General features: G+C 59.5%; 19 protein-coding genes. 6 read left to right on the forward strand and 13 right to left on the reverse strand.

Features of this window, described 5'->3' with window-relative positions:
• Window positions 1-36: 36 nt before the first annotated feature.
• The 3 genes from eglC to ACZ9BX_RS30580 form a co-directional block, all read right to left on the reverse strand.
• Window positions 37-1,470 (reverse strand): endo-1,3-1,4-beta-glycanase EglC, encoded by a 1,434-nt coding sequence (eglC, locus tag ACZ9BX_RS30570; RefSeq protein WP_476221999.1) that lies wholly within the window; start codon window positions 1,468-1,470, stop codon window positions 37-39.
• A 213-nt stretch (window positions 1,471-1,683) separates the two neighbouring features.
• The gene (locus ACZ9BX_RS30575) at window positions 1,684-2,994 is read right to left on the reverse strand and encodes an HlyD family type I secretion periplasmic adaptor subunit (RefSeq protein WP_476222001.1); all 1,311 of its coding nucleotides are present in this window, start codon (window positions 2,992-2,994) and stop codon (window positions 1,684-1,686) included.
• Entirely contained in the window at window positions 2,991-4,733 is a 1,743-nt protein-coding gene (locus tag ACZ9BX_RS30580) for a type I secretion system permease/ATPase (RefSeq protein WP_476222003.1), read from the reverse strand. The genes ACZ9BX_RS30575 and ACZ9BX_RS30580 overlap by 4 nt, the downstream gene beginning before the upstream one ends.
• A 507-nt stretch (window positions 4,734-5,240) precedes the next feature.
• Here ACZ9BX_RS30580 and ACZ9BX_RS30585 point away from each other — a divergent pair.
• From ACZ9BX_RS30585 to ACZ9BX_RS30595, 3 genes are all read left to right on the forward strand, one after another.
• Window positions 5,241-5,516 (forward strand): hypothetical protein, encoded by a 276-nt coding sequence (locus ACZ9BX_RS30585; protein WP_132565586.1) that lies wholly within the window; start codon window positions 5,241-5,243, stop codon window positions 5,514-5,516.
• Window positions 5,517-5,665: 149 nt separating this feature from the next.
• Window positions 5,666-7,654: a PhoX family protein gene (locus ACZ9BX_RS30590; protein ID WP_476222005.1), complete on the forward strand. Its 1,989-nt coding sequence runs from the start codon at window positions 5,666-5,668 to the stop codon at window positions 7,652-7,654.
• Between the two features lie 182 nt (window positions 7,655-7,836).
• On the forward strand, window positions 7,837-8,661 hold the full coding sequence (locus tag ACZ9BX_RS30595; protein ID WP_476222007.1) for an inositol monophosphatase family protein: 825 nt from the start codon (window positions 7,837-7,839) through the stop codon (window positions 8,659-8,661).
• 7 nt (window positions 8,662-8,668) lie between these two features.
• Here ACZ9BX_RS30595 and ACZ9BX_RS30600 read toward each other — a convergent pair whose 3' ends face one another.
• From ACZ9BX_RS30600 to ACZ9BX_RS30620, 5 genes are read right to left on the reverse strand one after another with little or no spacing between them, the layout of a single operon-like run.
• Window positions 8,669-9,517 (reverse strand): glycerophosphodiester phosphodiesterase, encoded by an 849-nt coding sequence (locus tag ACZ9BX_RS30600; RefSeq protein ID WP_476222009.1) that lies wholly within the window; start codon window positions 9,515-9,517, stop codon window positions 8,669-8,671.
• A complete protein-coding gene (locus ACZ9BX_RS30605) occupies window positions 9,510-10,589 on the reverse strand; it encodes an ABC transporter ATP-binding protein (protein WP_476222011.1) in 1,080 nt (359 codons plus the stop codon). Before ACZ9BX_RS30605 ends, ACZ9BX_RS30600 begins: the two co-directional genes overlap by 8 nt.
• Window positions 10,590-10,625: 36 nt before the next feature.
• The gene (locus ACZ9BX_RS30610; protein WP_086999160.1) at window positions 10,626-11,441 is read right to left on the reverse strand and encodes an ABC transporter permease; all 816 of its coding nucleotides are present in this window, start codon (window positions 11,439-11,441) and stop codon (window positions 10,626-10,628) included.
• A complete protein-coding gene (locus tag ACZ9BX_RS30615; RefSeq protein ID WP_476222014.1) occupies window positions 11,438-12,331 on the reverse strand; it encodes an ABC transporter permease in 894 nt (297 codons plus the stop codon). Before ACZ9BX_RS30615 ends, ACZ9BX_RS30610 begins: the two co-directional genes overlap by 4 nt.
• Window positions 12,331-13,476, reverse strand: coding sequence for an extracellular solute-binding protein (locus tag ACZ9BX_RS30620; protein ID WP_476222015.1), 1,146 nt, complete (start codon window positions 13,474-13,476; stop codon window positions 12,331-12,333). The genes ACZ9BX_RS30615 and ACZ9BX_RS30620 overlap by 1 nt, the downstream gene beginning before the upstream one ends.
• A 285-nt stretch (window positions 13,477-13,761) precedes the next feature.
• Here ACZ9BX_RS30620 and ACZ9BX_RS30625 point away from each other — a divergent pair, with 285 nt between their 5' ends.
• Both ACZ9BX_RS30625 and ACZ9BX_RS30630 read left to right on the forward strand, forming a co-directional pair.
• Window positions 13,762-13,986, forward strand: coding sequence for a hypothetical protein (locus ACZ9BX_RS30625; RefSeq protein ID WP_132565607.1), 225 nt, complete (start codon window positions 13,762-13,764; stop codon window positions 13,984-13,986).
• A gap of 259 nt (window positions 13,987-14,245) precedes the next feature.
• Window positions 14,246-14,716: a GNAT family N-acetyltransferase gene (locus ACZ9BX_RS30630; RefSeq protein ID WP_476222017.1), complete on the forward strand. Its 471-nt coding sequence runs from the start codon at window positions 14,246-14,248 to the stop codon at window positions 14,714-14,716.
• Window positions 14,717-14,848: 132 nt separating this feature from the next.
• Here the strand turns inward: ACZ9BX_RS30630 and ACZ9BX_RS30635 are convergent, their stop codons facing one another.
• A complete protein-coding gene (locus ACZ9BX_RS30635; RefSeq protein ID WP_027509675.1) occupies window positions 14,849-15,049 on the reverse strand; it encodes a hypothetical protein in 201 nt (66 codons plus the stop codon).
• A gap of 120 nt (window positions 15,050-15,169) precedes the next feature.
• On the reverse strand, window positions 15,170-16,042 hold the full coding sequence (locus ACZ9BX_RS30640) for a LysR family transcriptional regulator (protein ID WP_476222019.1): 873 nt from the start codon (window positions 16,040-16,042) through the stop codon (window positions 15,170-15,172).
• Window positions 16,043-16,326: 284 nt separating this feature from the next.
• Between ACZ9BX_RS30640 and ACZ9BX_RS30645 the strand changes: the two genes are divergently transcribed.
• Window positions 16,327-17,358 (forward strand): aldo/keto reductase, encoded by a 1,032-nt coding sequence (locus ACZ9BX_RS30645; protein WP_476222020.1) that lies wholly within the window; start codon window positions 16,327-16,329, stop codon window positions 17,356-17,358.
• Window positions 17,359-17,373: 15 nt separating this feature from the next.
• Here the strand turns inward: ACZ9BX_RS30645 and ACZ9BX_RS30650 are convergent, their stop codons facing one another.
• The 3 genes from ACZ9BX_RS30650 to ACZ9BX_RS30660 are packed head-to-tail and all read right to left on the reverse strand — an operon-like array spanning window position 17,374 to window position 20,167.
• On the reverse strand, window positions 17,374-18,444 hold the full coding sequence (locus ACZ9BX_RS30650) for an ABC transporter ATP-binding protein (RefSeq protein WP_100770997.1): 1,071 nt from the start codon (window positions 18,442-18,444) through the stop codon (window positions 17,374-17,376).
• The gene (locus tag ACZ9BX_RS30655; RefSeq protein WP_086999139.1) at window positions 18,441-19,268 is read right to left on the reverse strand and encodes a carbohydrate ABC transporter permease; all 828 of its coding nucleotides are present in this window, start codon (window positions 19,266-19,268) and stop codon (window positions 18,441-18,443) included. The genes ACZ9BX_RS30650 and ACZ9BX_RS30655 overlap by 4 nt, the downstream gene beginning before the upstream one ends.
• Window positions 19,265-20,167, reverse strand: coding sequence for a carbohydrate ABC transporter permease (locus ACZ9BX_RS30660; protein WP_476222021.1), 903 nt, complete (start codon window positions 20,165-20,167; stop codon window positions 19,265-19,267). The genes ACZ9BX_RS30655 and ACZ9BX_RS30660 overlap by 4 nt, the downstream gene beginning before the upstream one ends.
• Between the last annotated feature and the right edge of the window lie 94 nt (window positions 20,168-20,261).

Below are 20,261 nucleotides of genomic sequence, written 5' to 3' on the forward strand. Positions count from 1 at the left end.
TTTCAGTTTTCACCTCACGCTTCACGTCTCCGTCGTTCATATGTGCCAATCGGTTGTCGCAGACTGGGCGCTGGCAGTGACAGGAGCGTCATCGAGCGAATAGGCATGGATGTAGTCTATCTTCATCTCAGCGCCGTCGCTAAAGCTGGCTCCCGGAGTTCCGGCGGTACCGCCCACGGCCAGGTTGACCAGCATGTACATCGGGTCGTGCATGTCGGCCGGCGTATCGGCATGCGCAACGGCGACGTCATCGAAATACCAGACGATCTGATCTTCGTCCCACAAGACGCCATAGGTGTGAAAACCGTCGGTGCTCGGGACCTTGACCGGCGTCAACTCCGATGTGCGCGAGCCGGTTTCGTTGCTGTGGACCGTCACGTTGACGGTGTTCGGGTCCTGCCCCCGCATCTCGACGACATCGAGTTCGGGTGGCCACGATCCGTCCGCAGGAAGGAGCCAGAAGGCCGGCCAGGCGCCCTGTTCGGCCGGCATGTCGGCGCGAACTTCGAAGTAACCGTAGGTCTGGGCGAAAGAGGAATACGTGTTCAGGAGCCCCGACGTATAATCGTAACCATCTATCTGCGATTGGATCGCTGCGGAGGCCGGCGCCGCCTTAATGGTCAGCACCCCGTTGTTGACGGAGAAGGGATTGACGGCCGAGGTCGCAGAATAGGACGGGTTGATATACCACTGGAGCTCGCCATTGCCGGAGAGCGTGCTGCCCTTCTCCGGCGCCCACCAGAATTTGGCATCCCAAACGCCCTGATCGCCATTGCGTAGCGACAGGCTGTTGAATTCGTCCGCAAATGTGGGTGTGAGTGCGGAGCGGTCGAGCGTCAGCTGGAATTGATCGGCATCAAGGTCGGCAACCGTCTTGTTCGCAAAGACCAGGCTTTCTCCGTCGCCGAGATCGAGCCGGAGGTTGGAACCCTCCTGCGTCAAGTGGCTCACGACCTGATCGAAGGTCGAAAGTCCGTAGCCGTTCAATCGGACAGTATCGTCGGTGCTGAAATCGACGACAAGGTCGCTGCCATTGCCGCGCGTGAAGTTGAAGGTATCTGCACCGCCGGCGCCAATGAGGACGTCATTTCCCCCGCGACCATCTATCGTCTGGCTGCCGGACCCGCCGGTGATGATATTATCCACAGCATTGCCAAAGGCGTAGCGGCCACTGCCGGTCACGGTCAGATTTTCGAAGTTCGCTGGAAGCGTATAACTCATCCAGGTGCTGATCGTGTCGACCCCGGCGTTCGGGGCCTCGACGGCGCGATTGATGCTGGAATAGAGATAGTAGATATCGTCGCCCGTTCCACCCTGCATGGTAACGTTTACGGAGCCGTCGCCCCAGATCGAATCATTGCCGCTCGTGCCGTTCAGCACGGAGCCTGAACCTTTGGCCGAGAACCAGGCGCTCGATGCACCGCTATAAAAGAGTGATTTACCAACGGCGTTCGTAACCGAGCTTGCCATATATAATTCTCCTTCGTTTTCTGCCTTGTGATCAATAGACGACGATTTAGGCGGTTTTGACATCTGTCGATTTGGTTTTGAGCGTCAGCCTCCACGGAAAGCCTGCAACAGACCTAATGGAAACATGGCCGCGCGCTCGCTGCTGTGCCATCATCTGGCGTTCGGATCATGTTGATCCATTGTGAGACGGCGAATATTCGCGCGCCCGATCACTCAATCCTCCTTGAAAGCACGAGCCACCTGATCGGTCAGCGGCTTCGTCAGATAGGCGAGAGCGGTTCGTGCGCCCGTTTGCACGAAAGCTTCCACCGGCATGCCGGGGACCGGAATCAGATCACCCAATCGTTTCCATTCGTTCTCAGGAACCGAAATCCGGACTGTGTAGTATGCCGTGCCCGTCTGCCGATCGGTCGTCAGGTCAGCAGCAACCTGCTGCACAACGCCATTGATCTCGGGCGTGTTTCTTTGGTTGAAGGCGGAAAGCCGCAGTGTGACTTGCTGGCCGACGGATACCTGATCGATGTCCTGGGGCAAAACACGGACTTCCGGTGTCAGCCTGTCGCGGGCGGGAACGATCTGCAGGATCGGCTCGCCAGGCGGAACAACGGCGCCGGCGGCATGGACCGTAAGCTGATGGACGATGCCCGCCTGAGGCGCCCGGATGTCGACACGCTGCAGCTCGTCTTTCGCGGCAACCAATCGCTCGGAGAATTCACCGATGTCGCTCTGCGTCTTGCGCAGTTCGTCCGATACCTCACTGCGATGATCGTCGTCGACCTGAATGATCTGCAATTCCGTCTCGGTCACCTTGCCGTTCGTTTCGGCAAGGCTTGCGACGAGACTGCCGAGTTCACCCGTCAAGCGCGCCGATTCACGTTCAAGCGCATAGAGGCGGTTGACCGGGACGATACCCTGGTCGAACAGACGCCTGACGCTCGCAAGCTCTTTGTCGATGAGTGCCATCTCCGCCTTCTTGCCGGCCTGCTGTGCGAGAAGTCCCTCCACTTGCTGCCGCAATTGCTGGATGCGCTCGTGCAACTGAGCCTTCCTGCTGGCGCGCGATGTCCGCCGATCTTCGAACAATCGCCGTTCGCCGTCGATGATGCCGCCCTCCTCGGCATCGCTCCCCTGCTCCAGGAGACTATCGGGAAAGGCGATCTCCTGAACGCCATCCCGTTCGGCACCCAGCCTGGCGGCTGTGGCGGACAGTTCGTTCAAACGCCGGGAAATGATCGCCCTATTTGCCCGCAATTGCGTGTCGTCTAGATGCACCAGGATCTGCCCAGCCTCCACAAGCCCGCCGTTTTTGACGAAGATTTTCCCGACAGTGCCTCCCTTTTGATGCTGAACGGGTTTGACATAGCTGTCGACGACGAGCGTGCCACTCGCAATCACCGCGCCGGAAAGATAGGTCGTGGCTCCGAGGCCGCCGACCACGCCAACCAGAAGCAGGACCAGCGCGAGTGCGATCGTCGTGAGGCGGCTGATTGCGGCTTCGGATATCGGAGCTGGCTTGCCGGTCAACTGTCACCTCCCGCGATGACGGTCAGCGTGTTACTGCGCGGAGCCGTCGAAACTGTTGCCTTTTTCAGAACGTCGTCTTTCGGCCCGAAGGCCTGAAGCTGGCCGTTTGCGAGCACGAGAACGAGATTGGCGGCGGCCAAAGCACTTGGCCGGTGAGCAATGACAATGGCAATGCCCTTGCGCGCCCGGATGTCGGCGATCGCCTGGGCAAGCGCTGCCTCGCCGTCGCTGTCGAGGTTCGAATTCGGCTCATCGAGAACCACGAGGAAAGGATCGCCGTAAAGCGCGCGCGCCAGGCCGATGCGCTGGCGCTGTCCGGCAGAGAGCATCGAACCGTTTTCGCCGATCTGTGTATCGAAGCCGTCGGGGAACTGCACGATCATCTCGTAGACGCCCGCAGCCCTTGCCGCAGCGATGATCTTCTCGGATGGGGCATTTTTGTCAAAACGGGCGACATTCTCGGCGATGGAGCCGTCGAAAAGCGACACCTCCTGCGGTAGATAGCCGATCGACCGGCCGAGCGATGACGGGTCCCACTGATCAAGCGATGCCTTATCGAGACGTACCGCGCCGCCCATAGGTTTCCAGAGGCCGACAAGTCCGCGGGCAAGCGACGACTTCCCCGATGCGCTCGGTCCGATGATGCCGACGGCATCCCCGGCCTCCGCCTTGAACGAGATTCCCCGCAGGACCATCGTCCGGGTGCCGGGGACTGCAAGGTGAAGCGCTTCCACGGCAAGACTTGCAGTGGGTGCCGGCAGGTCGACATGCCGTTTGTCGGCTGGCAGCAGATCCAGATGCTTCGTCAGCCTGCTCCAACTTTGCCGGGCGGCGACAAAGCCTTTCCATTGTCCGATTGCAAGCTCAACTGGCGCCAGCGCCCTGCTGACGAGGATGGAGCTTGCAATCATGATGCCGGGCGTCGCCTCTTGTCTGACGACGAGGACAGCGCCAACCGCCAGAACGCCGGATTGCAGTATCATCCGAAGGACTTTCGAGATCGCAGTCAGACTGGTGGTGAGCGTTGTCGCCGAGATATGATTCGCAAGATACCGGTCGTTGACCTCCGTCCATTTGGCGGCCAGCAGCGAGCCGAATCCCATGGCCAGCACGGCCTCGGAGTTCCGCCGTGTCGCTTCGGCAAGGTTCAGCCGCCGCGCCGCCAGCTCCGCGGCAATCTTTGCGGGCTTGCGGGATTTGTATTCGGCAAGCGCCGCGAGGCCTATCAACAGAACGGCCCCCCCAAGTGCCGTGACGCCGATCCAGAAGTGAAAGAGAAAGCACAGGCCGATGTAGAAAAGCATCCATGGCATGTCGAACAATGCCGTAGGCCCGGGACCTGAGAGGAAGCCTCGCACGGTGTCGAGATCGCGGATCGACTGCAGACCGTCGCCCGGCATTCGCATCCGCGAGGGCAACAGGATGAGGGAGCTAAAGATATCGCCTCCCAGACGTTCGTCGACGGCGGCTCCGGCGCGCATCAAAAGCATCGACCGGATAAAATCGAGCAATCCCTGGAAGATGAAGAGGGTCGCCGCAATGATCGCAAGCCCGGCAAGCGTCGGCAGGCTTCGGCCCGGGATCACCCGATCATAGACTTGCAGCATGAAGAAAGAGCCGGTGAGCGCCAGTATGTTGACGATGCAGCTTGTCGCTCCGACACCGAGGAAAGCGCGCTTGAGGGAAAAAAGCGCCGCCACAAGGAAAGCCTGTGGTGGGCTGGATTTTTCATTCGCCATGCAGCGCTCCGCGGTTACACCATCGACGAAGCGGAAGCCGTCTTCGTACGGATATTCAATATTGCGTTCTTCAGCTTGAGGCCATTGTTAGCATCCCATGTGGCCGACGTGACCCCCTTAAAAATTTTCTTTCGGTCTAAATTAAGGACCGCTTTATGTCGGACGCAGGTGAAGGCCCGCTGTGCAGCAACGAGATCAATTGCACACACGCGGCTCGCGCCTTGCGGATGAAGTTCTCGCCCACAATCTCGATGTCGGTGTAAGGCTGAAGCCAGCCACGCGACCTCCGGTGCCCTCGCCTGGAGCGTTTGTCAGCGGTGTAGGTGCGGGGCACAATCTGGCCTCGCCGGCAGCCTATGGTCTGCGGCCGGTAACCTTTCATTAACCTTATCGGCCTATCGATGGCTGGCCGCTTTTCTGCGATAACAAAGCAGCATACGGCGTGCTGAGTCTCATCGATTCGCGCATGCCGCTCTTGGACTGGACATCTTCTCCAAGGAGGTTGCAATGCAACTGATCGCTCTACCAGATACGTTCAACCTGATCGGCAATGATGCGATTATCGTCATGAAGGCCAACGACACGCATCAAGCCGTATGTGTCACGAAAGACGCGCTTGCAAATGTTCAGGCCGCGCCTGACGCGCGGTGGCTGCCGCAGGATCTCAGCGTGCTCGAACACATCGCGAGCCGGAAATTCGATCATGGCGAGATCGCCTTCGATGGCCGAATCTGGATCACGGCGAAGGATATCCAAAACTGGCATAAGATGACGCGGCATTAGCGCCCGGAGTGCTCCGCCCGCTGCCTCGATAAGAATACCCGACCCGAAGATGCCGAAAAGGCAGTTTGTCGCATTTCCGTAATGTGGCAGCCCTAAGTTTAGAATGGCTCCAAAACTAGGGGCCAATTCTCAACTTTGGAGGCAGTCCCATGAACGAACATCTTTCTCAAAAGATATTCCCCACGACGCAACTTGAAGACGCGGATGGCGAAGGCCACAATTCAAGTCCCAATCCGACGATGGGCGAGATCATCAGCAAACGCTTTTCGCGCCGCAATTTCCTCCAGGGTTCGCTTGCCGTTGCCGCCATTACCGCGACCGTCAGCCCGGTCGCGTTGATGACGGCGGAAAAAGCGCGCGCGAACGGCACTTCGGCCTTCTCCTTCCCGGAAGTCGAGGCAGGCGTCGATGCCAACCATCACGTCGCCGAAGGTTACAACGCCGACGTTCTCCTGCGTTGGGGCGACGCGCTGTTCCCGGACTCGCCGGCCTTCGATCCGGCCAAGCAGACCGCAGAAGCCCAGCGCCGCCAATTTGGCTACAATAACGACTATGTCGGTTTCATCCCGCTCGAAGGCTCTTCGACACACGGGCTGCTTGTCGTAAACCACGAATATACCAACCCGCACCTGATGTTCCCCGGCATCGTCAAGATCGTCGATGGCAAGATCTCCCAGGACAAGCTCAGCAAGGAACAGGTCGACGTCGAAATGGCCGCGCATGGCGGTACGATCGTCGAGATCCGCAAGGTCGACGGAAAGTGGCAGGTCGTTCCGGATGGCAGCCACAACCGCCGCATCACATCCACCACGGAAATGCAGCTTACCGGCCCGGTCGCCGGTCATGATCGCGTCAAGACTTCGGCGGATACGACGGGCACACGTGTCATCGGCACGCTCAACAACTGTGCCGGCGGCGTGACCCCTTGGGGCACTTACATCATGGCGGAAGAGAATTTCCACGGCTATTTCTCCGGCGAACTGCCGGAAGGTCACAAGGAAGCTGCCAATTACAAGCGCTATGGCGTGCCGGAGGGGAGCTACGAGTGGGGCAATTATTACGACCGCTTCGACCTGTCCAAAGAACCGAACGAGCCGAACCGCTTCGGATGGATCGTCGAAGTCGACGTCATGGATCCGACTGCAACTCCGAAGAAGCGCACTGCTCTTGGCCGTACCAAGCATGAGGGTGCCGCATCGATCGTCAGCAAGGATGGCCGCGTGGTTTTCTATCTCGGCGACGACGAACGCTTCGACTACGTCTACAAGTTCGTGACTTCGGGAACGCTCAATGCGACCGATCGTGCTGCCAATCTTGATCTCCTCGATGAGGGCACGCTTTATGTGGCCAAATTCGCAGAAGACGGATCCTTCCAGTGGCTGCCGCTCGTCTTCGGCCAGGGGCCGCTGACGGCCGAAAACGGCTTTGCCAGCCAGGCTGACGTTCTCATCGAAACGCGCCGCGCCGCCGACATGCTCGGCGCAACGAAAATGGACCGGCCGGAAGACATCGAGCCGAATGCCGTTAACGGCAAGGTCTATGTCATGCTGACCAACAACAGCAAACGCAAGGCCGATCAGGTGGATGCCGCCAACCCACGCGCCGAAAATGCCTTCGGCCACATCATCGAGATCACGGAGGAAGGTGGCGATTTCGCTGCGACTTCAGGCAAGTGGGAAGTGCTATTGAAGTGCGGCGATCCTACGGTTGCCGAAGTCGGCGCGACTTTCTCGACCGAGACCTCGAAGAACGGCTGGTTCGGCATGCCGGATAACTGTGCGGTCGATTCCGCCGGCCGTCTTTGGGTCGCAACGGACGGCAACAACAACAAGGCCACCGGCCGCACTGACGGCCTGTGGGCAGTCGACACTGAGGGTGACGCCCGCGCCACCTCGCGCCTGTTCTTCCGCGTCCCGGTCGGCGCCGAGCTCTGTGGTCCGCTCTTCGCCCCGGATGACGAAACGGCTTTCGTCGCTGTGCAGCATCCCGGCGATGGCGGTGATGACTGGGCTGGCCACGGGCGTCCGTCTTATTACGAGGATCTTTCCACCCGTTGGCCGGATTTCAAGGACGACATGCCGGTGCGCCCGTCCGTACTTGCCATCACCAAGATCGGCGGCGGCAAGATCGGCGTCTGAGACGGCGCTTTTGACAGAGCTTTTGGTAGCCGGGACGAGCACGTCGTCCCGGCTATCGTTATTCGCAGGAACACCATCCCGTCTGGATGCGCGCCCTCTCCGCGTCACAAAAACTTCATGCGCCTCTGCGAAAGCTTCGAGGCAAACGAAATCCGCCCATCCGATTCATAAGAATTCTCTCCATGACATCCTCCTTAGTTTCCACCCGCTTGTCGTCAGCGGCCTCGCCACGCCTTGAGCTCCTTGCGAAAACCGCGCTGAAAGCAGGAGAAACCGCCCGCAAGTCGCTAAAGCGGCGGCTGGTGAGCGAGATCGTGTCGAAGGCACCGCGTGACTATCAGACGGAAATTGATGTGGCCGTCGAACGGATCATCGTCGATGAAGTGACGAAAGCCTTTCCTACCTACGCGATCAGAGGGGAGGAAGCCGTCGGCAATCGTGATGCCGACGCAGGCATACCGACCATCTACATCGACCCAATCGACGGCACGACAAACTTCGCCTGGGGAATTCCGCATTTCGGCATGACGATCTCGATCGCCGAGGGCGGCCGCATCGTGGCTGGCATCGTCTATGATGCGATGCAGGATGAATTGTTCAGTGCCGAGGCCGGTGGCGGCGCTTATCTGAACGGCGAACCGATCCGCTGCATCGAGAACGCGGAAATCGAAAATGTCCTCATCGGCGCCGGACTGCCCGTTCCGGGACAAGTGAAAGCCGTCACCGAGGATATTTATTTCAACGCGCTCAAGCGGCTGATGGCCAATACGGCAGGTGTACGGCGGCTCGGCTCGGCAGCACTTTCGATTGCCTATGTGGCATGCGGACGGCTGGACGGCTTCTTCGAAGACGGCCTGTCGCTGCATGATTATGGCGCGTCGGCCCTTCTGGTCGAAGAGGCGGGCGGACAGGTTTCGGCCTTTTCCGGCGGGCCGGTTACGGCAAACGGCGATATCCTCGCCGCAAACAGGGCGATCCATCCGTGGCTTGTCCAGGGCTTCAACTGATCTCGACTTACAGGTGCTTGAGCAGAAGCGCTTCCAGCCCGACCGGATCGTCGGTGGTGATCTGATCCGCTTTCAGCGCAAGGAGCCGTAGAATCTTTGGCAAAACCTCGGGGACGGCTGTCGTGATGGTATAGGCATCGACGCGGCGGCCGACACGGTGGAAGGCGCCAATGAGATCATAACCTGCAGCGTCGGCGAAGAGCACCAGCTCGTGGTCCAGATAGATCATTTTCGCACGCGGCGATGCCGCCAGCGCCGTTTCCACGAAATCCCCGAAATCGCGGCTTTCCATCAAGCGCTCCATCGCTCCGTCGTAACAGGGATCATAGCCAACAAGCATGTCGGGAACCGCACGGGAAAGCCGTTCGACGGCTCTAGCGTCACCGCCCGACAAGATGACCGACCGTGCCACCGGCGACATCGCCGAGGTAAAGGCGGTGATATCCACATCGCGGATGCTCGCCGACTCCTCCTTGAGATCCAGCTGCAGAACGGCGTTCTCATGGCATTCGCCCGCGAGAAGAAGCTGTCCGAGATCGCCGATCAGCATCACCGGGTGATCCGTCGGCAGACCGGCCTGATCGCGCAGCTGCAAGCTGCGCAGATACTCCTCCGATGCATCAAGGACACGGCCCGTGCCCGTCGTTGCGCGATCAAGCGTTTCATCGTGAAGAACCGCAAAACCTTCACCGCGAAAACGAACCAGATCGATCTCGACGCTGGCGCCGAGCAGCATCCCTTCTGCGATCCGCCGGCGCGTGAATGAGATATCACCGGCAAAGCGATGGCCGCGATGCCATTTCAGCCAGGTCCGGTGCCCTTCCCTCTCGATGGCGATTCCCCCGCGGTCAGACATGGCCGAACACCCGATTGGTTTGCAGCTCGCCGGAAGCTGCCGATTGATGGATGAGCTTGTTGTCGCGAAAGGCGAAATAGGCGGTGGCTGTCGGTTCGACAAGGGAACCCCTTGTCCAATCGACATCCGGCGGCGTCATTGCCTTCAGCCGCGTTCCATCCGCAAGGTCGATGTCGACGATCCTGTGCGTGCCGAAATCAATGCTGCGATGGACAATGGCAGTGTTTGGCTCTTTGGAGGGACTGAGCGAGAGCGCTTCCGGACGGAAGGCAAGCACGGCATCGCCGTCCTCGACAGGGACGGCAAGCGGGAAGTCCGGATGCTCGCTGATCCCGTTGCGGATGTTTGCGCGAACAAAATTCATGGAGCCGATGAAACCTGCCACGAATTCGGTTTTCGGTTCGCGGTAGATTACGTCCGGTGGCGCGATCTGGTCCGTGCCGCCGTCGCGCATGACGACGATCCGGTCGGCAAGGGCCAGCGCCTCGTCCTGCCCATGAGTGACAAACAGCGTGGTGATACCGAGGCGCTGCTGGATGTCGCGCACCTCCTCCCGCAGGCGCTCGCGCAAATGCTGGTCGAGACTGGCAAAGGGCTCGTCGAGCAGCAGGATCTTCGGCTCGAGCACGAGCGAGCGCGCCAGCGCCACACGCTGTTGCTGCCCGCCCGAAAGCTGCGTCGTCATCCGGTTTCCATAGTTCGAAAGGCCGACAAGCGCGAGCGCGTTTTCGACGCGCTCCTTGATCTCGGATTTCGGCATCCTGCGAATCTTCAACCCGAAGGCGATGTTGTTGAAGACGTCCATATGCGTCCAGAGGGCATGGCTTTGAAAAACCATGCCGGTCGGACGTTTTTCCGGCGGAAGCGCCGTAACATCCTTGGCGTCGACAAGAATAGAACCCGCGCTTGGACGCTCGAAGCCGCCGATCATGCGAAGGAGCGTCGACTTGCCGGAACCGGATGGTCCAAGCAGGCAGACGAGCTCGCCATCATCGACGTCGAGCGAGAAATCGCGCACCGCGAATGAGGCGCCGAAGGTCTTCGAAACCCCTTTGATCGTCAAGAGTGCCATCTCAAGCCTTTCTTCGGGTCGTACCCGATCTGCGCGTCACGCGCCGAAACCGCGGGCAAAGGCGCCTGTTCCGACGACACGGCGGGCAAACATCAGTGCGATGAAAGATGGCACCCACAACATGACCGAAAGGACCGCGCCATACTGCACGACGATCTGGTTGTTGATGAAGGTGATCATCAGCACCGGCATCGTGCGGATCTCCGGCGCGCCAATCAGCCACGCGCCCTCCGTTTCGTAGAAGGTACCGACGAAGGTGAGCAAAAGCGCGGCTACGATTGTCGGTGCGGCCTGCGGAAGAGTGATCGACCAGAATACCCGAAGCGGGGCTGCGCCTGCATCCTGCGCCGCTTCCTCCATCCGCCGGTCGACATTCTGAAATGCCGCGACGGGGATCCAGATCATCAGCATCAGCGTTCCGACGAGCTGGATCAGGACGACGCCCCAGAAGGTGCTGATCAGGCCGAGCTGCAGAAAAATTCCGGCGATTGCGACAAGCAGTCCGAACTTCGGGAAGGCGTGCGACGCGAGAAAGGATAGAAAAAGGATGTTTTTGCCGGGAAAGGTCAGGCGCGCAAAGGCGTAAGCCGCGGGAAGGCAGATCACGGCCGACAGCAGCGTCACCGTCGCCGTCAGCCGCAGGCTAAGAAAAAGCGATTCCCAGACGTCGCTGCGCGACAGCGTCTGCGACCAGAAGCGCAGCCCGAACTGCTGCGGGATAACGGAGGGATAACGCCAGACTTCCGTGAAGGCCCAGGTGCCGACGACGATCAGCGGAAGCGCGATGAACAGCGTCAGCAGCGCCGCAAACAAGATGCCCGTCCAATCGATCCTTGCCGCACCAAGGCTCATCGGCCGGCCTCCCGGTTTTTTGCGATCGAGCGAACATAGAAGATCCCGAAGAACAGGCAGAAACCGAAGGTGATGACGGCTTGTGTCAGCGCATTCAGCGGATCGTTGAGGTCGGAGAAGGTGCGCTGCATGAAGGGACCCATCATCTCCGGCGAAGCAGGGCCAAGCACATAGGGCAGCGTGAAGGACGAAAAGATGCCAAGCACCGCGAACGAGGCCGTCACGAGAAACGAATTGCCCATGCGCGGCATGATGATCGAAACGAAGACCCGCAGCGGCGAGGCGCCGGCATCTCGAGCGGCTTCAATAGAGCTATTTGCAATATTGCCCAATCCGGCCGTCAGCATCAGTACCGTCAGGGGAAGATTGTCCCAGACGAGACCGATCACCGGCCCCCAGGGCGTGAGATAGGGAGACGGCAGCTTTGGAAGCCCGACAGCGTTGAGCAGAATGTCGACAGTGCCGTTCGGACCTATGGTGCGGATGAGCGCGTAAGAAAGGATGATCGACGGGACGAACATCGGAAAGATCGCGAGACCTTGGACATAGGCTGGTAAGCGTCCTTGCGAAAAGCGCAGATAGAGGGCGATCGGCAAGCCTGTGACGAGAAGCAGCAAGCCGCAAACCACCGTCGTCCAGAGCGTGAGCCAGAGATTGGTCAGGCTATAGGCATCGCTGAAGAAAAAGCGGTAGGAGGCGAGCGAAAATGCCGTAGCACCATCCGGTTGGCGTACGAAGATCGTGCCGATGACTGCGGCGATGATCGGATAGACGATCAGCCAGCCGAGCAGAAGAACCGGCAGGGCGACCAGAAGAAGCCCCGCCGAAGCATTCATGCTGACTGGCGCGCGCCAGCGCGTCAGCGATGGTAGCGCAAGATCCCTGCGCATCAGGTGCGGCTGATGCCTGGTGCGACATTGCGGTACCAGCCGTCGTTGATCGCGGGCTCCCAATCGCCGCTCGGGAAGGTCGGGATCGATGCCGGGACGACATCGGCATATTTCTGGCGGAGCTCATCCGAGATGTGATCCCAGGAGATGCCGGGGAAGCCGCCGATCTCGGTAATGATCGCTTCCTGCATCTCCTTGGTCAGCAGGAAGGCTGCAAGCTTCAATGCGACGTCCTTATGCGCGCCGTTCGACAGCACCGTCATGCGCGAGAAATTGCCGCAAAGCGCGAGATCGCCAAGCTGAATGAGGCTGGTCGTTTCCGGCAGAACGCCTTGGGAAATCGCCTGCAAAACCTGGTCCGACCAGACCGGAACCATGGTGACGACGCCTTGGGCAAGAAGTTGGATCGATTGGGTGTTGCCGGCCGTATAGGCGCCCTTTTCGTAAAGCGACGGGGCAAGATCATTGAGGATCGCCCAGGCAGGCGTCAGCGTCTGGCTGGCATAATCGGCCGAGAAGTTGTCGATGGTGAACTTCTTCGGATCCCGACCGTTGGCCTCATGGATCGCACGGCGAACGAAGTTGCTGCCCGAACCGCCTTTGTCGGGACGATTGTAGATGAACTGGCCGGGATTGGCCTTGATCCATACCGTCAGCTGTTCCCAGGTCTTCGGCGCATCCTTGGGATCGAGCTTGATGTTGTCGTAAGCAAGAAGAACCTGCGAGCCGCGATAGGGAAGCGAATACTCGTTATCGAAACTCAGCGGATTGACGCGGTCGAAGCCTTCGATGTTCTCCGCCGAGAATTTGACCCAGAGGCCGGCGTCGATCCCGCCTTTCGGCAGGCGCGGGTCGAAGGTTTCGAAAATGTCTGCCTGCGGATCGGTCTTGGTCTGGAGGGCCGCCAGCGCGCGATCGGCAATGGCGCGCAGGCCGGTGTTGTCGCCGGCGTCGGTCACCTTCAGGGCAATCTCAGGGTGGGCCTTTTCGAAAGCCGGACGCACGATATTGTTCCAGAAGTCGACGATATTGGCGTCGGAGGGGCTGTAGAAGTCGATCGTCTGTGCTGCCGCCGAAGCGAAACGCGGCACGGCCAGAAGAGCTGTTGCGGCTGACGATGTGATAAGAAACTCGCGTCTGTTCATGACCGTCTCCATTCGGTTTTTCGAGGCCGTGCCCCTCGTGGCTGATGGAGCTAGCTAACGCTGACGCGTGACATCGGGATGACAAAAGGGTCTATGTGCGGGATTTTTTGCACAGCCGTGCATTTCATCTCTTCGAACCGGAAAAACATCGAATGCGCAGGCGGGTTCGAGGCTTTTGATGCGGCCGATGGTTTAGGCCCGTCCTGCGGCCATCTTTTCGCCGTCGCTTTTACATTAGATTGTAATCAATCGCGGTTAGATTGTTTTCCTCATCAGGAGGCAACTATGCGCGATATGACCATGTCAGAGATATTGAGCGATCCGCTGATCCGTCAGCTTATGCGCGCCGACAGGGTATCGCTTGACGTTCTCGCAACATTGCTTCGAGACGCTGCAGAACGCGTTGACGCGCAGGCGAACAAGAGCATGACCGCCGTCGTGCGGCCAGATCACAATAACAATGCGTTACCGAAGTCGCTCGGCGAGGTCATGCAAACGGAAGCAGTCTAGCATTGAGAGCCTGGCGCGCGGCCCTTGTGGACAACGGCCGTACACCTCAATCGGCTGTAGCCGCAGCAGCTTGTGATTCTGGCGGAGGGGTGAGACGTGCGTTTCCATTCCCAGGGAGAATGCCTGTGTTTGCCGTCGCGGCAATTTTAGCACTCACCCGCCGCGGCGCTGGAAGTGATGGTGCTTAGGCTTGTTACAGGCGAAACTCCCCGTTCCGCCTCAGCGCACCACCCGGGGCCACACGAGATGTCGAGAAAGAATGATCATCGAAGCAACGACTTGTGACTTTGAAGCGCTGCTGAAAGGCACCGAGCCTCGCAGTCTTCGCGTTGTTCCCGACGGCACGATCGCACCTCCAGACGTGCTGGAAATGCTGAGTAAGCTTGCTGATGAGATTCGCCCCTGGTTCGCGCCGTCGGCCTGGCTGATCGTAGGCGAGGATGAGGTCGTCGGTCTTTGCTCCATAGTCAGAGTTCCCCAGGGCGGGGATATCCATATCGGCTACGGGGTGGCGCCAGCGCGACAAGGCCGTGGATACACGAGCCGGGCTATTGGCGAACTACTTTCATGGGGGCGTGCTGACCCGCGCGTCGTCCAGATATCCGCGGAGACGGGCGTCGAGAACATCGCGTCCCAACGCGTTCTGGAGCGCAACGGGTTCATCCGCATCGGCGAACGTGTCGACATGGAAGATGGCCCGCTGATCTGCTGGCGAGCAATGACCGCCTAAGTCCGCATGCTGGGTCCTATGTGGATGCCATCTACCGTGGGACCCGGTTGTTGCTCGAGAGTATGATCTTGCATCGGGGTCCTGGACCGACCGGCGATCGTTGGGGTACCTTCGCAAGACACTGCATGGTTGTCACTCCCCGCCGAGCCTGCGGGTGACAAACACGGCCACGCCACCGATCCCCAGGACGATGAGTCCCCACAGAATCCAGATGCTTTGATTGATCATGAAACTCGAGGACGGGTACGGGAAAAATCCGCTCCCCTGGCCGATCCAGATCAATCCGAGCAGGATCAAAATCGTCCCGAATGTGTAACCGAATTTCCGTCTCATTTACCATCCCTCTCGCACACCACTGGATGCCGACAATAGACCGATCATACGCCGGCGCTGCCTCGATAGCACCTGCAACTCATGGCCCCTCAGGTGCGGGTCGAACTTCGATGCTGGCGCTTATCCCTTTCCGATAATCTCCTCGAAGCGTCTCGGCAGTGCATCGCCCGATGCTGCCGATGAAGCCAATACGACTTCCCAGCATGCATCGGCTTCTTTCAGACGGCAAACACTCAGTATCTGCGCTCGGCTGCAGGCTACCGATTCCGGCACGAGTGCGATGCCGAGCCCGTGTCCGACGAGTTCCATCAACGTGCCGAGGTCGCTCACCTCGAATGCGATCTTGCGATCAATATTCGCTGTCAGAAACAGATCATCTATGATCTTGCGCGTACCCAAATCTTGCTCGAATTCGACAAAGGCATGAGATGCAATTTCGTCAAGAGAAACAAACTCGCTTGATGCAAGCGAATGCGTCTTGTTGCAGACGACGACCAGTTCTTCGCAGGCGATCGTGACGGTTGCAATGTCGCTCGGGGGATCGAACATCGGCAGGAATGCGAGGTCGAGTTTGCCGTTCCTGACCTTCTCCAGCAGATGGGCCGCCCCGCCCTGTATCAGGCGCACGTCGATATGCGGATGACGCTCATGAAAACGGGCAAGCAGAAGCGGCAGATCGAGAAATGCCGGAAGGCCCTGAACGGTTCCCAGGTTCAGCTTGCCAGATTTGGCCTGGGTAACGGCACTTACCGCTTCCCGTGCATCCTTCGCTGCCTGAAGGACGATCTCCGCCTTCTCGAGCAGAGCCCTGCCGGCGGCTGTCAGCCGCACCTTTCGAGTGGTGCGGACGAAGAGCTGCGCCTTCAGCTCTTCTTCCAACGCCCGGACCGAACTCGACAGGGCGGACTGAACGATGTTTAAGCGTTGCGCGGCTTTCGTAAAATGCTCGGCCTTTGCTGCAGCGACAAAATATTGGAGCTGGCGTAGTTCCACTGGATCCTCATTATGCAAAGAAATCGATCAATCTTATCTAAATCTTCCGTTTGAAAGATGGAAGCGCCTGACGCATTCTCTCGCTGCGTTATCGGCACAGCTTCTTCCTCACGTGACCAATCCTATTCTTCGCTCACCCGATTCACGAGTGCCTTCTCTGGCCTTACACTTCGAAGGCTGCGGAAGAAAAGGAAGCAATGGCTGTGGCACCGCCGTCAGTGCCGATGATGCTGAGATAGTGGCCGCCCTTGGTGTAGCGGCCTTGATGTTCATTGGAGGTAAGGATGGATTATCGCAAACTCGGTCCGAGCGGCACGATCGTGACCGCCTATTGTCTCGGCACGATGACCTTCGGCGCAGAGGCTGACGAAGCCGCCTCTCACAGGTTGCTCGACGACTATTTCGCCTGGGGCGGCAATTTCATTGATACTGCCGATGTCTATAGCGCCGGCAAATCCGAAGAGATCATCGGGCATTGGCTGAAGGCGCGGCCAACCGAGGCAAAGCAAGCTGTGATCGCGACTAAAGGCCGCTTTCCGATGGGTTCGGGTCCGAACGATATCGGCCTTTCGCGCAAACACCTCCACCAAGCGCTCGACGACTCTCTCCACCGTCTCGGCGTCGAGCATATCGATCTCTACCAGATGCATGCCTGGGACGCGCTGACGCCGATCGAGGAGACGCTGCGTTTCCTCGATGACGCCGTTTCAGCCGGCAAGATCAGCTATTACGGCTTCTCCAACTATGTTGGTTGGCACATTGCCAAGGCTTCCGAGATTGCCAAGGCGCGCGGCTACACACGACCGGTGACGCTTCAGCCGCAATACAATCTGCTGATGCGTGATATCGAGCTTGAAATCGTCGCCGCCTGCCAGGATGCCAGCATGGGATTGTTGCCCTGGTCACCGCTCGGCGGCGGCTGGCTGACGGGCAAGTACAGGCGCGATGAGATTCCGACCGGCGCAACCCGCCTTGGCGAAAATCCAACGCGCGGCGGCGAGGCCTTCGAAGCCCGCAATGCGCAGGAGCGTACCTGGGCCATCATCGGTGCGGTCGAGGACATCGCGAGAGCCCGCGGCGTCAGCATGGCGCAAGTTGCCCTTGCCTGGACGGCGGCGCGCCCGGCGGTGACCTCCGTCATTCTGGGCGCGCGAAACCCCGAGCAGCTCGCCGACAATCTTAGCGCCGCCAGTCTCGTGCTTTCGATTGAGGAGACTGCCAGGCTCGATGAGGTCAGCGCACCGACACCCGGGCAATATCCCTATGGTGAGCACGGCATCAACCAGCGCCACCGCAAAATGGAAGGCGGCCGCTAGCTTTTGAAGGCGGCGTCAGATCCTGACGCCGCTTGCCTCGTCGAAGAGGTGCAGCTGAGCCGGATCGACGACCGCGCCGACGGTGTTCCCCGCCTGCGCGCTGCCACGGCCGGTTTCGACGATGGTGAGTTCCGGCTCGGTTGCCGCGGTGATGAAGGTCGAGGAACCGGTGGATTCGACGACGGCGACTGGGACATCGAAGGTGCCCTGCCCTTGGCCGGTGATGCCGATATGTTCGGGGCGGATGCCGGCCGTCACCTTGCGGCCGGGCTGCAGTTTGCCGGCAAGCGCCAGCTTCTGCTTGAGCGGACCGAGGTCGAGCGTCAGGCTTGCACCATCTTCGCCGACGATCGCCGGGATGAAGTTCATCGCGGGTGAGCCGATGAAGCCGGCAACGAACTTGTTGGCGGGCGTGTCGTAAAGATCAAGCGGCCTGCCCTGCTGCTCGATGATGCCCTCGCGCATGACGACGACGTGATCGGCCATGGTCATAGCCTCGATCTGATCATGCGTGACGTAGACCGATGTCGCATGAAGCCGATCGTGCAAGGCTCTGATTTCCTTGCGCATATGAACGCGCAGCGCCGCATCCAAATTGGACAGCGGTTCGTCGAAGAGGAATGCCTTCGGATGACGGATGATGGCGCGGCTCATGGCGACGCGCTGACGCTGGCCACCGGAAAGCTCGCGCGGATAGCGCTTCAGGAGATGCGACAGGCCGGTGGTGGTGGCGACTTCCTCGGCGGCTTTCTTCGCCTCGGCTTTCGCGACGCCACGGATCCGGAGACTGTAAGTCAGGTTCTGCTCGACGGTCATATGCGGATAAAGCGCGTAGGACTGGAAGACCATGGCCACATCGCGCTTGCGCGGCGGCACGTTGTTCATCAGCTCGCCAGCGATCTTAAGGTCGCCTTCGGAGATGCTTTCAAGGCCCGCCAGAGACCGCAGAAGCGTGGACTTGCCGCAGCCGGAGGGACCGACGAGGGCCACGAACGTTCCCTTGGCGATCGATAGGTTGATGTTCTTGAGAGCGTGGAAGGCGCCATAGTGCTTGTTGACGCCGGCAAGCTCGATCTGAGTGGTCATTTGAGGGCTCCCGAGGTGAGGCCGGATACGATGCGGCGCTGCAAGAGAACGAAAATGGCGAGGATCGGCGTCACATACATCGTGGCGTAGGCCATGATATTGTTCCACTCGTTGGTGTTCGGTCCCATGAAGGAATTGAGACCGACGCTCGCCGGCTGAAGCTCGGCGGCCTGGATCATCGACTTAGCGTAGACGAATTCGCCGAAGGCCTGCATGAAGATGAGGATCGCACTGACAAGGATGCCGTTCCGGGCGAGCGGGAGGACAATGTTGAAGAAGGCGCCGACGCGGGAATTGCCGTCGACGAGGGCGGCCTCCTCGAGTTCCTGCGGCACCGCCATGAAGGTGGCACGGACGAGGACGACGAAGAATGGCATGCTTTTCGCAGCAATGGCGATGATAACGGCAAGGCGCGGATAGTTGAGCATGCCGAACTGCGAGAAACCGACGAAGATCGGCGTGACCATCAGCGAAGCAGGAAGAACCTGCAGCATCAGGATGAGGAACAGGCCGATATCCACCCAAACATTGCGGTAGCGCGCCAGCACGTAGGCGCAGCCGACGCCGAGAACGGTGATGAGCGTGACGGAGCCGATGGCGATGACCAGCGAATTCCAGAGATAGCGGCCCATGTTCCGGCTTTCCCAGACATAGGCGTATGTGCCCCATTGCGGCGAGGAAGGCCAGAAGCTCGGCGGCGTGGCAAACATCTCCGAGCCACTTTTGAGCGTCGTGATATACATCCAGTAGAGCGGAAAAAGATAGATCGCCGCCATGACGATGGCGATCGCGAGCATCAGGCGGTTGCGGTTCGTCTCGCTCATCCGCGCACCTCATGGCGTGTCGAGCGTACATAGACGACTGCGGCGATCATGACGAAGACGATCATGATGACGGAGATCGTGGCCCCTTTGGCGAAGTCATATTGGCGGAAGGACAGGTCCCAGGCCCAGTATTGCGTCACGTTCGAGGAATTGTTCGGCCCGCCGGAGGTGATCGCCGCGAAAAGGTCAAACTGCTGCAGCGTGAAGATCAGGCCGAGCGCGACGATGGCGCCGATTGTCGAGCGCATCATCGGCAAGGTGATGGTCCAGAAGCGCTGCCAGGCATTGGCGCCGTCGAGTTCGGCTGCCTCGTAGAGATCGCCTGGAATGCTGGACAGGCCGACGGAGAGGAGGATCATGTTGAACGCAGTGCCGAGCCAGACATTGGCGATGATGACGGCATAAAGAGAGTAGTGTGGGTCCGAGCGCCAGAAGATGTTGCCGCTGACGATGCCGCTTTCTTTCAGGATGAAATTCAACACGCCGAAGTCACCGGAGAGAATCCAGTTCCAGATGGCGCCGACAACGAGGCCGGGCATGACCCAGGAGACGAGGAAAAGACCGCGCAGCCACGATGCGCCGGGAAAATTCACCCAGAAAAATAATGCCAGGCCGAAGCCGATCAGGAACTGGCCAGCGATGGATCCGATGACGAAAATTGCCGTGTTGCGAAGGATCGGCCAGGTTTCCGGCAGCGCGAACAGGTCGGTGTAGTTCTTGAAGCCGACGAAAGGACGCGAGAAGGTGCCAAGGCTGAACATATCGACCTCTTGGAAACTCATCACGACGTTGTAGATGAGTGGCAAGCCTGCCATCACGAACAGAAAGATGAGCGGAAAGGCGACTAGCGCGATATCGAAACCGCGGCCGTCCCTGACGCTGGAAAGAATCCTTTTCATCGGTCCTCCGATACTCCGAACGGGGCTGCCTGATGCTTTCGCTTATAGGCAGCCCCTGCCGGGAGGAAATGATGGGATGGCCCGAAGGCCATCC

This window comes from Rhizobium sp. USDA 3886 (assembly GCF_056279785.1).

Bases quoted from the DNA above. Each gene is read 5' to 3' on its own strand.
- ACZ9BX_RS30655 (WP_086999139.1), bottom strand. From the start codon at position 19,268: ATGAGCGAGACGAACCGCAACCGCCTGATGCTCGCGATCGCCATCGTC.
- eglC (WP_476221999.1), bottom strand. From the start codon at position 1,470: ATGGCAAGCTCGGTTACGAACGCCGTTGGTAAATCACTCTTTTATAGC.
- ACZ9BX_RS30605 (WP_476222011.1), bottom strand. From the start codon at position 10,589: ATGGCACTCTTGACGATCAAAGGGGTTTCGAAGACCTTCGGCGCCTCA.
- ACZ9BX_RS30615 (WP_476222014.1), bottom strand. From the start codon at position 12,331: ATGCGCAGGGATCTTGCGCTACCATCGCTGACGCGCTGGCGCGCGCCA.
- ACZ9BX_RS30625 (WP_132565607.1), top strand. From the start codon at position 13,762: ATGCGCGATATGACCATGTCAGAGATATTGAGCGATCCGCTGATCCGT.
- ACZ9BX_RS30600 (WP_476222009.1), bottom strand. From the start codon at position 9,517: ATGTCTGACCGCGGGGGAATCGCCATCGAGAGGGAAGGGCACCGGACC.
- ACZ9BX_RS30645 (WP_476222020.1), top strand. From the start codon at position 16,327: ATGGATTATCGCAAACTCGGTCCGAGCGGCACGATCGTGACCGCCTAT.
- ACZ9BX_RS30650 (WP_100770997.1), bottom strand. From the start codon at position 18,444: ATGACCACTCAGATCGAGCTTGCCGGCGTCAACAAGCACTATGGCGCC.
- ACZ9BX_RS30660 (WP_476222021.1), bottom strand. From the start codon at position 20,167: ATGAAAAGGATTCTTTCCAGCGTCAGGGACGGCCGCGGTTTCGATATC.
- ACZ9BX_RS30610 (WP_086999160.1), bottom strand. From the start codon at position 11,441: ATGAGCCTTGGTGCGGCAAGGATCGATTGGACGGGCATCTTGTTTGCG.
- ACZ9BX_RS30585 (WP_132565586.1), top strand. From the start codon at position 5,241: ATGCAACTGATCGCTCTACCAGATACGTTCAACCTGATCGGCAATGAT.
- ACZ9BX_RS30590 (WP_476222005.1), top strand. From the start codon at position 5,666: ATGAACGAACATCTTTCTCAAAAGATATTCCCCACGACGCAACTTGAA.
- ACZ9BX_RS30635 (WP_027509675.1), bottom strand. From the start codon at position 15,049: ATGAGACGGAAATTCGGTTACACATTCGGGACGATTTTGATCCTGCTC.
- ACZ9BX_RS30620 (WP_476222015.1), bottom strand. From the start codon at position 13,476: ATGAACAGACGCGAGTTTCTTATCACATCGTCAGCCGCAACAGCTCTT.
- ACZ9BX_RS30580 (WP_476222003.1), bottom strand. From the start codon at position 4,733: ATGGCGAATGAAAAATCCAGCCCACCACAGGCTTTCCTTGTGGCGGCG.
- ACZ9BX_RS30595 (WP_476222007.1), top strand. From the start codon at position 7,837: ATGACATCCTCCTTAGTTTCCACCCGCTTGTCGTCAGCGGCCTCGCCA.
- ACZ9BX_RS30630 (WP_476222017.1), top strand. From the start codon at position 14,246: ATGATCATCGAAGCAACGACTTGTGACTTTGAAGCGCTGCTGAAAGGC.